Origin of the sequence: Sinorhizobium sp. P24N7 (genome assembly GCF_042436655.1) — a bacterium.
In the GTDB taxonomy this organism is placed as follows: Bacteria; Pseudomonadota; Alphaproteobacteria; order Rhizobiales; family Rhizobiaceae; genus Sinorhizobium; species Sinorhizobium meliloti_A.
This window is the reverse complement of record NZ_JBHMIW010000016.1, coordinates 1-12094: the sequence shown is the minus strand read 5'-3', so window position 1 is coordinate 12094 and position 12094 is coordinate 1. Positions and strand designations below refer to the sequence as shown.

Genomic DNA, 12094 nt, shown 5'->3' with positions numbered 1-12094 from the left:
AATCCTCCCAAGGATGAAAAATGCCGGCGCGCCGGCTTTCAGGACCCGCTGCAGCATTCTCCTCGGCTGCAGACGGCGCTTCCGACGGTCAATCAAGCACCAAAAATCCAGCCTGTCAATAAATAAATCAAATTGAATTATTATTTCGTTGTGGCATTCTGCGCGTAATGTCGCTTCCGTCCAATCGGGAGGATCGGGCATTGACAATCGCGGGCCGAATGCGGACAGGCCCACGCGAACCGAGCGGCGTCAGGACGCCGCGATCAGGGTGCGGTCGCGGTAAAGCTTTAGGTACTGCATGGCCGTACCGGATCGGGGAGTAACCGTACGGTACCAATGGGAGGAAACGGTGGCATGTCACTGACAGATGGCCCCTATACGGGGCCGCCCCAGCCGGATGTGGTCGACCCGAGCGGCGGGGCCAATCAAACGCGCGTGCGCGCCTATAACGAACGGCTGGTCATGTCGCTGGTGCGCCGTCACGGCAGCTTGTCCAAGGCCGAGATCGCGCGCCGCTCCGGTCTCTCGGCGCAGACCGCCTCCGTCATCATGCGGTCGCTCGAAGCCGACGGGCTGCTCGTCCGCGGCGCGCCGGTGCGCGGCCGCGTCGGACAGCCCTCCATCCCCATGCGGCTCAATCCGGATGCGGTCTATTCCTTCGGCGTGAAGATCGGCCGGCGCAGCGCCGATCTGGTGCTGATGGATTTCCTCGGCACCATTCGGCTGCACCTGCATCAGATCCATACCTATCCGCTGCCAGAGGAGATCGTCAGCTTCATCGTCGGGGGCATCGGCAAGCTCGAGGGACAGCTCGACACCGGCGAGCGCGGCCGCATCGCCGGCGTCGGCATCGCTACGCCGTTCGAGTTGTGGAACTGGTCGGAGGAGGTCGGCGCGCCGCGCGAAGAGATGGACCGGTGGCGTGATTTCGACCTGCAGGCGGCGGTCGCCTCGCGCATCCGGCATCCGGTGTTTCTTCAGAACGACGGAACCAGCGCCTGCGGCGCCGAACTCGCCTTCGGTGTCGGCGCCAGTTACCCCGATTTCGTCTATTTCTATATCGGCTCCTTTATCGGCGGCGGCGTCGTGATCAACTCCGCCCTCTTTTCCGGCCGAACCGGCACCGCCGGCGCCGTCGGCCCGCTGCCTGTCGCCGGCAAGGACGGCAAGTCGACGCAGTTGCTGAAAATCGCCTCGGTCTTCGTCCTGGAAAAGCTGCTACGCGAACGCGGCATCGACCCGGAGCCGCTCTGGTACTCGGCCGACGACTGGATCGATTTCGGCGAGCCGCTCGAAATATGGATCCAGGATGCGGCGGCGGCGCTTGCACAAGCCGTCGTCTCCGCGGTTTCCGTCGTCGATTTTTCGGCGGCCGTGATCGACGGCGGCTTTCCGCCCTGGGTGCGGGCGCGCCTTCTTGCCGCGACGCGCAAGGCCATCCAGACGCTCGACCTGCAGGGCGTCACGGTTCCGGACCTCGTCGAAGGCACCGTCGGCAGTCACGCCCGCGCGATCGGCGGCGCAAGCCTGCCGCTCTTCTCCCGCTATCTTCTGGACACCAATGTCCTCTTCAAGGAGCTTTGACCGTTGCTGAAAGGAATAAGCCCCATTCTGAGCCCGGAGCTTCTCTCCACATTGAGAGCGATGGGGCACGGCGACGAGATTGCACTCGTCGACGGAAATTATCCCGGGCTGGAGCACGCGCGCCGGCTCATCCGGCTGGACGGGCACCCGCTTGTCCCCGTGCTCGACGCCGTCTTGAGCATCCTGCCGATCGACGATTTCGTGCCGGAGGCGATCTTTCGGGCAACGGTCAAACAGGACCGCGATGCGCTCGACCCGGTGCATCGGGACATCATCGCCTGCTGTCGGAAACATGAGCCGACACAGCCGGTCGTTCCTTTGCTCGGAGCGGATTTTTATCAGCGGGTGAAGGCTGCTCATGCGGTGGTGCAGACCAGCGAGCCGCGGCTCTACGGCAACGTCATCCTGCGCAAGGGCGTCATCTATCCTTAAGAAGGTGACGCCTAAACAAAGAACCCGCCGGCGAGCCGGCGGGTTCTTCTCGATCAGAGGTGCCTGCGTTAAGCGGCGACCGTGTTTCCGGTGCGGGCATCGAGCGAGAGCGCGCCCGGGCCGAAGCCTGCCAGCACCAGGAAGGCGCCGGCGATCGTGATGTTCTTCATCATCATGATCTGGTTGAAGACCGTCAGCAGCCCGTTTGCAGCCGGCGGGAAGTCCGGGACGTTGATTGCGCCGCTATGGAAGACGAAGGCGGTGACCACGCAGAAGGCGGCAAGCAGATAGGATGCGATGCGGGTCTGAAAGCCGACGAGGATCGCAAGACCGGCAACGAGTTCGAAGAGACCGGCGAGATAGGCGAGCGCCGTTGCGGCAGGCCAACCGGCACCGGTGATCATGCCGGCCGTCGCCGACGGGTCGGTGAGCTTGCCGAAACCGGAGGTGATGAAGATGATCGAGAGAAGAATGCGCCCGATGAGCACGATGACATTCTGGGACATGCGCAAGGCTCCTGTTGGAAAACGTGTTGGCAGCAGAGATAACAAGATTTTCGAAATCCTCTAGCCGCCCACCCGGCGACAGATCGTTCACAATCTAGAGACGGAATCGATTCGTCGTCAACTGATGCCTTACCGCTTTGGCTTCGGTCGGCCGATCAAGCGCTTTTCTGTTGCAAGATGAGGCAACAGAGTCAAAACTCCCCGACGCGTAAAGGGGAACGCAGGGGTAACCGCAATGGCTGAAGTCATCCGGAGTTCCGCCTTCTGGCGGTCCTTCCCTATATTCGAAGAATTCGACAGCGAAACCCTGTGCGAGCTCTCGGGCATCGCCAGTTATCGCAAATGGTCCGCGGGCACGGTCATTTTCCAACGCGGCGACCAAGGCGACTACATGATCGTGGTGGTTTCCGGGCGCATCAAGCTTTCGCTGTTCACGCCGCAAGGCCGCGAACTCATGTTGCGGCAGCACGAGGCAGGAGCGCTGTTCGGCGAAATGGCGCTGCTCGACGGACAGCCGCGATCGGCGGATGCGACGGCCGTCACCAACGCCGAAGGCTATGTGATCGGCAAGAAGGATTTCCTCGCCCTCATCACGCAGAGGCCGAGGACCGCCGAGGCGGTGATCCGCTTCCTCTGCGCGCAATTGCGCGACACGACGGACCGGCTGGAAACCATTGCGCTCTACGATCTTAACGCCCGCGTCGCCCGCTTCTTCCTGGCGACGCTCCGCCAGATCCACGGCAGCGAGATGCCGCAAAGCGCCAATCTCCGGCTGACGCTCAGCCAGACGGACATCGCCTCGATTCTCGGAGCGAGCCGGCCGAAGGTGAACCGCGCGATCCTGTCGCTGGAGGAGAGCGGCGCGATCAAGCGCGCGGACGGCATCATCTGCTGCAATGTCGGCCGCCTGCTGAGCATCGCCGATCCGGAGGAGGATTGACGCCGCTCGCCTGAAAGCGGGCGGTTTCAAAAACTTGGAGCGGTTGAGCGTAAGGCCGAGGATGCATCACCGCATAACCCCGCTTTCCGGAGGGATCATCGCCAGCCTCGCCGTGGCGCTGCTGCTCTATCTCTCTGCCGGAACCATCCTCAACACCCAGCGTGAGCTCTTTTTCGATAATCTCACCCAATGGGTTCCCTCGCCGAGGTCGCCCGACATCATCGTCGTCGACGTCGACCGCAAGGCCTATGAAGCGCGTGGCGGCAGTTGGGACAGGGCCGCAACCGCCGATCTGATTACACGCCTGGCCGCGGCCGGGCCGAAGACGATCGCCGTCGATTTCGTTTTCAGTTCCGCCTGCGACCCGGCTTCGCCCGCAAACGCCGCGCTCGCCGCGGCGATCGGCAGGGCACCCGCGGCCCTCGGCTTCCTGGCGGCCGACCGCGTTCTCGAACGGCCGCGCCCCGTGCCGCCTCTGGCCCTCCGGCGCCAGCTGGCCGTCCCCGCGCAGTGGTTTATCGAAGGGGCAGAGACCTCTTGCCCGGCCTTCATGGACCAGGCGAAGGCTGCGACGGCGGCTTTTCTCGTCGGCGACGAAGACGCGCGAGTCCGGCGCGTTCAGGCTTTCGCCATACTTGGCAACGATGCCTACCCGGCGCTCGGCATCGAAGCGGGGCGGCTTGCCGCCGACAGCAGTACGCCCGTTCTCGGCGGAGAACCCGCCTGGCTGAGGCTCGATCACGCGATCATCCCCCTCGACGAGAACGGCAACCTGCGCTTCCCTGCAAGTTCCGAGGAGGCGATCGCCGCCCGCACGGTCTCTGCGGCCGAAATCCTCGCCGGTCGCTTGGAGAAAGGTCGTTTGGCGGGAAGGCTCGTCTTGATCGGCAGCAGCATGCCGAGCCTTGGCGGCCTTCGGCCCACCGCCTCCATGCCGCTCCAGCCGTCGGTTCAGATCCACGCTGATGTTGCCAATGCGATCATGACGGGGTTCGTGCCCTACCGCGGCAGCAATCTGCCATTGATCGAGGCGGTCTTCGCCTTCGCAGCGGGAGTCGCCGCAGCATATGCAGCAACCAGGCTTCGCCCGATGGCATCCCTTATGCTGGGCGCTGCGACGGTGCTCGCCGTCATCGCCTTTGCCGGTGCGATCTATGCCTCCACCGGTTGGCTCTTCGACGCGGTCGGCACATCATTGGCACTGGTTGCGGTGCTCGTCGTCACCAGCGCATTGCAGTTTGCGCGCACGCGGCGCGCAGAGGCGATCGCCCGGCGGAAATTCTCGCAATATCTGCCGCAGTCCGTGGTGGCGCGCTACATAGACGAGCCCGATCGCGGGCGCATGGCCGGCGAGGAACGCCCGGTGACGGCGCTTTTCACCGATATCGAGGGTTTCTCGACACTTTCGCAGAAGCTTGCTCCCCGCGAACTCGTGGCCCTGCTCGACGTCTATTTCGCCGAGGTGAACGCGCTTGTCGCCGGGCATGGCGGCATGGTCGACAAGGTCGTCGGGGATGCCGTCCACGCTCTCTTCAACGCGCCAGAGGACCTGCCCGACCATGTAGACAAGGCGATCGGCTGCGCCGCGGCGATCCATGTACTGACCGAGGAGATGCGCAGACGTGCGCAATTTGCCGAACACGGTTTCGGCAGGACGCGCATCGGCATCGAAACCGGGCCGGCGGTACTGGGAGAGGTGGGCGCCGGAGGGAAGCTCGACTACACCGCCCATGGAGATGCGGTGAACCTCGCCGCTCGCCTTCAGGAGGCGAACAAGTTTCTCGGCACCGCCATCTGCATCGGCCCGGCGGCGGCTGCGCAGTCGAAAGCGGCGCTCAGATCCCTTGGACGCCACGATATCAGAGGCTTCGGATCGATGGAGCTGTTTACGGTAGCGAGCAATGAGCTGAACAAGCACCTTCGAGCGGAATGAGGACAGCCACCGCAGCGCGGGATGCCGGCCATCGCCCCTACCTCAACCCGACGCTCGCATAGGCCTGACGAATCCGCACCTCTCCCCAGCGCGTCGGTTCGCTGGGAGCGGCGCCCGGGCGGCTGATATCGACGCCCTGGCCGGCCGCAACTGTCCGTGTAACGCCGCCGCCCTGAACGGACACCACGCCATGTTCAACGAAGACCGCGAACGCCGCTCGGCTCGGGCCGCAGAAGAATTTCGTTCCGCGAACGCCGATCATGCCGAAGGCGGTGCGCACCGCGACGTCCGTCTTGGGCAAGCCTTCGGGCCGGTCGAAGACCATCCGGCCCAGTCCCAGCTCCAGCGTCCCGCCCTGGCCGGCGATGTAGCTGTCGATCAGGAGTTCCGTTTGCGGCCCCAGCAGGATACGCGTTTCGCTGAGGGCGAGATCGGCGAAGCTGTTGCTGCTCGTCAGGACATAATCCTTGTCGAGAACCGCACCGCCGATCGCCAGCCGTTCCTCGTCCCCGCCCTGCCGACGGCGGACGTTGCCGCGGATCTTTGCGGCCTTGCCCACGACCGGAGCTGCTGCCGTCGAACGGCCGCCCGATACGGCGGCAAGCAACACCCCGCCAAGAAAGATCCGTCTCCTCACGTCGAACTGCCGCATCGGCTTCTCCGCTGGTTTTCGCAGCGCTCCCTGTTCGGCCTCCGGCTCCTGACGAGGATAGACCGAGGCGTGCCCGATGCAAGGCGCATCTTGGGGTCTGCCTGAACTCACCGTTTCATCGCCTTCGCCGCTGTTTCCCGCGGAACAGATACCGGGTCGGAGCGACCCTAGAATGTGCGGGCAAGAGGGAGCGCACCATGACGAAATACGTTGAATCGAGCCTTCGTACCGGCCTGCATCATCTGCTCGCGACGGCCGTGCTCCTGCCCCTCTTCGCGACCATGCCGTCCGCGGCGCGTGCAAGCGATCTCACCGCCGCCGAGCAATGCGACCGCGAGGCCGGTAGCGAATTCGATCTCGAACGCAACAGGGCTTTCCCGGCCGTTGCGACGCAGAACATCCGCATCGGAGTGGCGCTTTCCGCCTGCCGCGAGGCCTATAATCAGAACGGCGGCGCCCGGACGCAGTTCCAGCTCGCACGCGTTCTCGACAGGGCTGGACAGAAGCTGCAGTCGGCACGAATTCTCGCCGAAGCCGCCGCGAACGGCCACGCTCTGGCAATGGCAAGCTATGCCCATCTCCTCGCCGAGCGCGGCATGGCCGGTAAGTCCTCCGGCGATTTGCTGACCGTCCGGCGCTTCGCGCAGGCAACCGCGGACCGGTTGCAGTGATGGGGGCGGCAGTCCGGTCTTCCGCATAGGTCCGACCCGCCCGAAAATGCCGCTTGACGCCTGCGAGCAGGCGCAGGAGCGTGACCCGTGAGACATCAACGCGGGACGCACATGACGAAGCTCATCATTTTCTCCGACCTCCACATGGTGCCCGAAGGCGAGACGATCATCGGGCTGGACCCGTATCGGCGGCTCGCAAACGGCATCGCCCACGTCAACCGCTATCATGCGGATGCCGACCGGGTGATCTTCGCCGGCGATCTGACGCATCGGGCGGACCGCGCTTCCTACGAGCGGCTGAAGGCCCTTCTCGGCGAACTCACCCCACCGGCGGCGCTCATGATCGGCAATCACGACCGGCGCGAAGTGTTTCTCGACGTCTTCGCCGAAACGGCGACCGACGCGAACGGCTTCGTCCAGCAGGTGCTCGATTTCCCCGATTGCCGCGCGATCCTGCTCGATACGCTGTTTGCACCGCCCTACGACTATCCGGTGAGTCACGCCGGTCACCTATGCGACAGGCGGCTTGCGTGGCTCGGCCGGCAACTCGAAGAGACCGGCGGCCGGCCGGCGCTCGTCTTCATGCACCACCCGCCGCATGTCAGCGGCTTTGCCGGTATGGACATGATCCGCCTCATCAACGAAGACGACTTCTACGCCCTGGTGAAGCGGCACGGCAATGTTCGTCATATCTTCGCCGGGCATGTTCACCGCACCATCAGCGGCTCCAGTCGCGGCATTCCCTTCTCGATCTTCAAAAGCCCCGTGCACCAGCAGCCGATGCCCTTCGACACGGCGGACGCATCTCTTTCGGTGGACGAGCCGGCGGCCTACGGCATAGCGCTGGTGACCGGCGACGGCGTGCTCGTGCATACGGAAGACTACGAGATAGCAAGGCGCGACGCGGTGGGGGCGTGACCTTCCGGCGCGAGCGGCAGGCATTCCGGCGCCACCCGCTTCGTGATAGGCTGATGCCATGAGCCAGTCCGTTCCCGCCAATCAGAATTTCGACTGCCAGAGCTGCGGCGCCTGCTGCGCCTATTCGGCCGACTGGCCGCGTTTTTCGCTCGAGACGGAGGAAGAGCTCGAGCGCATACCAGCAGACTATGTGGCTGCGGATCTCGGCGGCATGCGTTGCGAGAGCGGCCGCTGCACGGCGCTCGAGGGCAAGCTCGGCCGTTCCGTCGCCTGCAAGGTCTACGATATACGCCCCATCGTCTGTCGCACCTGCATGCCGGGGGATGACGAGTGCCTGATGGCGCGGGAGCAACTTTTCGGGGCTGCATGCTGACTTTCGTCCGGAACATTCGCCTGCACTCCGTATAGTTCTCCCTTTGTCTTGCCTGTCGTGGAGAAACATTCGGCCATAATGCTGATTTGCCGGATGGATGTTCGGCGATGGCACGCGTATTTTCTGCCACGACATCAGGGCGTCGATAGCGCCCGCTACCGTTCCGTGGAGGACAGCGTTCAATGAGCCCGAGCCCGCTTCAAAAAACCCCCGTCGAGGTCGCCCCGGCGCCGTTCGCCGACTTCGCACCGCCGGTCCGGCCACAGAGCACACTGCGCCAGGCGATCACGGCCGCGTACCGCCGCCCGGAAACGGAATGCCTGCCGCCGCTTCTCGAAGCGGCCACGCAGCCGAAGGAAACGCGCGACGCGGCCGCACGAACAGCCCGCAAGCTGATCGAGGCGCTGCGCGGCAAGCACAGCGGCTCCGGCGTCGAAGGCCTGGTGCAGGAATATTCGCTTTCCAGCCAGGAAGGCGTGGCTCTCATGTGCCTTGCGGAAGCGCTGCTGCGTATTCCCGACACGGCGACGCGTGACGCGCTGATCCGCGACAAGATCGCCGACGGCAACTGGAAATCGCATCTCGGCGGCAGCCGTTCGCTCTTCGTCAATGCCGCGACCTGGGGCCTCGTCGTAACCGGCAAGCTGACCTCGACGGTCAACGACCGCAGCTTGTCGGCGGCGCTCACACGTCTCATTTCGCGTTGCGGCGAGCCGGTGATCCGGCGCGGCGTCGACATGGCCATGCGGATGATGGGCGAACAGTTCGTTACCGGCGAGACGATCCAGGAAGCGCTGAAGCGTTCGAAGGAACTCGAGGAAAAGGGCTTCCGCTACTCCTACGACATGCTCGGCGAGGCCGCGACCACGGCCGCCGACGCGGAACGGTATTACAGGGATTACGAGAGCGCCATTCACGCGATCGGCAAAGCCTCCGCCGGCCGCGGCATCTATGAAGGCCCCGGCATCTCGATCAAGCTCTCGGCGCTGCATCCCCGCTATAGCCGCGCGCAGGCCGCGCGCGTGATGGGCGAACTGCTGCCGAAGGTCAAGGCGCTCGCACTCCTCGCCAGGAATTACGATATCGGCCTCAACATCGACGCCGAGGAAGCCGACCGGCTGGAACTGTCGCTCGATCTCCTCGAGGAGCTCTGCCTCGACGGCGAGCTCTCCGGCTGGAACGGCATGGGCTTCGTCGTCCAGGCCTACGGCAAGCGCTGCCCCTTCGTTCTGGACTTCATCATCGATCTCGCCCGGCGCTCCGGGCGGCGCATCATGGTGCGGCTCGTGAAGGGCGCCTATTGGGATGCCGAGATCAAGCGGGCGCAGCTCGACGGGCTCGCGGATTTCCCGGTCTTCACGCGCAAGATCCACACCGACGTCTCCTATATCGCCTGCGCAGCCAAGCTGCTTGCCGCGACCGATGTGGTCTTCCCGCAATTCGCGACACACAATGCCCAGACGCTCGCCGCCATCTATCACATGGCAGGCAGGGACTTTCAGGTGGGCAAATACGAATTCCAGTGCCTGCACGGCATGGGCGAGCCTCTTTACGAAGAGGTCGTCGGCCGCCGCAAGCTCGATCGTCCCTGCCGCATCTATGCGCCTGTCGGCACCCATGAGACGCTGCTTGCCTATCTGGTCCGGCGCCTGCTCGAAAACGGCGCCAACTCCTCCTTCGTGCATCGCATCAACGACCCGAAGGTTTCGATCGACGAACTGATCGCCGATCCCGTCGAAGTCGTCCGCGCCATGCCGGTCGTCGGCGCCAAGCACGACAGGATCGCCTTGCCGGCCGAGCTCTTCGGCGATGCGCGGACCAATTCCGCAGGCCTCGACCTTTCCAACGAGGAAACGCTTGCGTCGCTTACGGAAGCGCTGAGGGAAAGCGCGGCCATGAAGTGGACCGCCGTACCGCGGCTCGCTACCGGTCCCGCTGCCGGCGAGACGCGCACGGTTCTAAATCCCGGAGATCATCGCGACGTCGTAGGCTCGGTGACCGAGACCTCGGAAGAGGACGCACGGCGCGCCGTGCGCCTTGCCGCCGAAGCGGCGCCGGATTGGGCGGCCGTCCCGCCGTCCGAACGGGCCGCCTGCCTCGACCGCGCCGCCGAGCTGATGCAGGCCCGCATGCCCACGCTTCTCGGGCTGATCATCCGCGAGGCAGGCAAATCGGCGCTGAACGCCATTGCCGAGGTGCGCGAGGCGATCGATTTCCTGCGCTACTATGCCGAACAGACGCGGCGCACGCTCGGCCCCGGCCACGGGCCGCTCGGGCCGATCGTCTGCATCAGCCCGTGGAACTTCCCGCTGGCGATCTTCACCGGGCAGATCGCCGCCGCACTCGTGGCCGGCAATCCCGTGCTCGCCAAACCCGCGGAAGAGACGCCGCTGATCGCCGCCGAGGGTGTGCGCATCCTGCATGAGGCCGGCATCCCGGCAAGCGCGCTGCAGCTTCTTCCGGGCGACGGACGCGTGGGTGCGGCGCTGGTCGCCGCAGCCGAGACTGCGGGTGTGATGTTCACCGGGTCGACGGAAGTCGCGCGGCTGATCCAGGCACAGCTTGCCGACCGCCTTTCGCCTGCCGGCCGGCCGATCCCGCTGATCGCCGAAACCGGAGGCCAGAATGCGATGATCGTCGACTCCTCGGCGCTTGCCGAGCAGGTGGTCGGCGACGTGATCACATCAGCCTTCGACAGTGCCGGCCAGCGCTGCTCGGCGCTGCGTGTGCTGTGCCTGCAGGAGGATGTGGCCGACCGCATCTTGACGATGCTGAAGGGCGCGCTGCACGAATTGCATATCGGCCGCACCGATCGTCTTTCCGTGGATGTCGGGCCGGTCATCACGTCAGAGGCGAAGGACAACATCGAGAAGCACATAGAGCGGATGCGCGGGCTCGGCCGCAAGGTCGAGCAGATCGGGCTTGCCTCGGAGACCGGAGTGGGCACCTTCGTGCCGCCGACGATCATCGAACTCGAGAAGCTTTCCGATCTTCAACGCGAGGTCTTCGGGCCGGTGCTGCACGTCATCCGCTACCGGCGCGACGATCTCGACCGGCTGGTGGACGACATCAACGCCACCGGCTATGGCCTCACCTTCGGGCTCCACACGCGCCTCGACGAGACGATCGCGCATGTGACAAGCCGTATCAAGGCCGGCAACCTCTACATCAACCGCAACATCATCGGCGCGGTGGTGGGCGTTCAGCCCTTCGGCGGGCGCGGTCTTTCCGGTACCGGTCCCAAGGCCGGCGGTCCGCTTTATCTCGGCCGCCTGGTTACCACCCCACCGGTTCCGCCGCAGCACAGCTCGGTGCACACGGATCCGGTCCTTCTCGATTTCGCCAAGTGGCTCGACGGCAAAGGCGCGCGCGCGGAGGCCGAAGCGGCCCGCAACGCCGGCAGCAGCTCGGCCCTTGGCCTCGACCTGGAACTGCCCGGCCCGGTCGGCGAACGCAACCTCTATACCCTCCATGCGCGCGGCCGCATCCTCCTCGTGCCGGCGACGGAGAGCGGGCTGTACCACCAGCTCGCCGCCGCGCTCGCGACCGGCAACAGCGTCGCGATCGATGCCGCCTCCGGTCTGCAGGCTTCGCTGAAAAACGTGCCGCAAACGGTTGGCCTGCGCGTCTCCTGGTCGAAGGACTGGGCTGCCGACGGCCCCTTCGCCGGTGCGCTGGTCGAAGGTGACGCCGAGCGCGTCCGCGCCGTCAACAAGGCCATCGCCGCCCTGCCCGGCCCGCTCCTGCTCGTCCAGGCCGCATCGAGCGAGGAAATAGCCCGCAACCCGGACGCCTATTGCCTGAACTGGCTCGTGGAAGAGGTTTCCGCCTCGATCAACACGGCGGCAGCCGGCGGCAATGCCAGCCTGATGGCGATCGGCTGAACGCTCCTGTTCAACCGGGTTGATGGTCGACATTTTGGACCGGGATGATTGTCGACAATCTACCCGGTCTGAACCCCTGTTCAACCGGGTTGATGGTCGACATTTTGGACCGGGATGATTGTCGACAGATTTTGGGTTGCGGCAGGTTCAGCGGGTTCGCGAAGCCCCGGACGGGGCGGAGCGAACCGGCTGTACCTGCCG

General features: G+C 65.0%; 10 protein-coding genes. 8 read left to right on the top strand and 2 right to left on the bottom strand.

Annotated elements, in window-relative coordinates; genetic code table 11:
• The first annotated feature begins 354 nt into the window (after positions 1 to 354).
• Both ACFHWW_RS25150 and ACFHWW_RS25145 read left to right on the top strand, forming a co-directional pair.
• A complete protein-coding gene (locus tag ACFHWW_RS25150; protein WP_379941541.1) occupies positions 355 to 1584 on the top strand; it encodes an ROK family transcriptional regulator in 1230 nt (409 codons plus the stop codon).
• A 3-nt stretch (positions 1585 to 1587) separates the two neighbouring features.
• The gene (locus tag ACFHWW_RS25145; RefSeq protein ID WP_324762828.1) at positions 1588 to 2016 is read left to right on the top strand and encodes an RbsD/FucU family protein; all 429 of its coding nucleotides are present in this window, start codon (positions 1588 to 1590) and stop codon (positions 2014 to 2016) included.
• A 68-nt stretch (positions 2017 to 2084) separates the two neighbouring features.
• On the opposite strand, the gene ACFHWW_RS25140 is transcribed toward ACFHWW_RS25145, so the two are convergent.
• Positions 2085 to 2522 carry a DoxX family protein gene (locus ACFHWW_RS25140; RefSeq protein WP_018094077.1) on the bottom strand — a complete coding sequence of 146 codons (438 nt, stop codon included), beginning with the start codon at positions 2520 to 2522 and terminating at the stop codon, positions 2085 to 2087.
• A gap of 235 nt (positions 2523 to 2757) precedes the next feature.
• On the opposite strand from ACFHWW_RS25140, the gene ACFHWW_RS25135 reads away from it, so the two are divergent.
• Both ACFHWW_RS25135 and cyaD1 read left to right on the top strand, forming a co-directional pair.
• Entirely contained in the window at positions 2758 to 3462 is a 705-nt protein-coding gene (locus tag ACFHWW_RS25135) for a Crp/Fnr family transcriptional regulator (protein ID WP_018094076.1), read from the top strand.
• A gap of 61 nt (positions 3463 to 3523) precedes the next feature.
• Complete coding sequence (cyaD1, locus tag ACFHWW_RS25130) at positions 3524 to 5395, top strand: adenylate cyclase CyaD1 (RefSeq protein ID WP_379941538.1); 1872 nt, start codon at positions 3524 to 3526, stop codon at positions 5393 to 5395.
• Positions 5396 to 5432: 37 nt separating this feature from the next.
• Here cyaD1 and ACFHWW_RS25125 read toward each other — a convergent pair whose 3' ends face one another.
• Complete coding sequence (locus ACFHWW_RS25125; protein WP_338277921.1) at positions 5433 to 6047, bottom strand: FecR domain-containing protein; 615 nt, start codon at positions 6045 to 6047, stop codon at positions 5433 to 5435.
• Positions 6048 to 6244: 197 nt separating this feature from the next.
• Here ACFHWW_RS25125 and ACFHWW_RS25120 point away from each other — a divergent pair, with 197 nt between their 5' ends.
• The 4 genes from ACFHWW_RS25120 to putA all read left to right on the top strand — a co-directional run bounded on the left by ACFHWW_RS25120 (position 6245) and on the right by putA (position 11893).
• The gene (locus tag ACFHWW_RS25120; protein WP_379941536.1) at positions 6245 to 6718 is read left to right on the top strand and encodes a sel1 repeat family protein; all 474 of its coding nucleotides are present in this window, start codon (positions 6245 to 6247) and stop codon (positions 6716 to 6718) included.
• Between the two features lie 111 nt (positions 6719 to 6829).
• Positions 6830 to 7636: a phosphodiesterase gene (locus ACFHWW_RS25115; RefSeq protein ID WP_338277916.1), complete on the top strand. Its 807-nt coding sequence runs from the start codon at positions 6830 to 6832 to the stop codon at positions 7634 to 7636.
• A gap of 58 nt (positions 7637 to 7694) precedes the next feature.
• The gene (locus tag ACFHWW_RS25110; RefSeq protein ID WP_275599961.1) at positions 7695 to 8009 is read left to right on the top strand and encodes a YkgJ family cysteine cluster protein; all 315 of its coding nucleotides are present in this window, start codon (positions 7695 to 7697) and stop codon (positions 8007 to 8009) included.
• 182 nt (positions 8010 to 8191) lie between these two features.
• On the top strand, positions 8192 to 11893 hold the full coding sequence (gene putA / locus ACFHWW_RS25105) for a trifunctional transcriptional regulator/proline dehydrogenase/L-glutamate gamma-semialdehyde dehydrogenase (protein WP_379941534.1): 3702 nt from the start codon (positions 8192 to 8194) through the stop codon (positions 11891 to 11893).
• The last annotated feature ends 201 nt before the right edge of the window (positions 11894 to 12094 follow it).

Bases quoted from the DNA above. Each gene is read 5' to 3' on its own strand.
- putA (WP_379941534.1), top strand. From the start codon at position 8,192: ATGAGCCCGAGCCCGCTTCAAAAAACCCCCGTCGAGGTCGCCCCGGCG.
- ACFHWW_RS25125 (WP_338277921.1), bottom strand. From the start codon at position 6,047: ATGCGGCAGTTCGACGTGAGGAGACGGATCTTTCTTGGCGGGGTGTTG.
- ACFHWW_RS25115 (WP_338277916.1), top strand. From the start codon at position 6,830: ATGACGAAGCTCATCATTTTCTCCGACCTCCACATGGTGCCCGAAGGC.
- ACFHWW_RS25110 (WP_275599961.1), top strand. From the start codon at position 7,695: ATGAGCCAGTCCGTTCCCGCCAATCAGAATTTCGACTGCCAGAGCTGC.
- ACFHWW_RS25150 (WP_379941541.1), top strand. From the start codon at position 355: ATGTCACTGACAGATGGCCCCTATACGGGGCCGCCCCAGCCGGATGTG.
- ACFHWW_RS25120 (WP_379941536.1), top strand. From the start codon at position 6,245: ATGACGAAATACGTTGAATCGAGCCTTCGTACCGGCCTGCATCATCTG.
- ACFHWW_RS25135 (WP_018094076.1), top strand. From the start codon at position 2,758: ATGGCTGAAGTCATCCGGAGTTCCGCCTTCTGGCGGTCCTTCCCTATA.
- cyaD1 (WP_379941538.1), top strand. From the start codon at position 3,524: ATGCATCACCGCATAACCCCGCTTTCCGGAGGGATCATCGCCAGCCTC.
- ACFHWW_RS25140 (WP_018094077.1), bottom strand. From the start codon at position 2,522: ATGTCCCAGAATGTCATCGTGCTCATCGGGCGCATTCTTCTCTCGATC.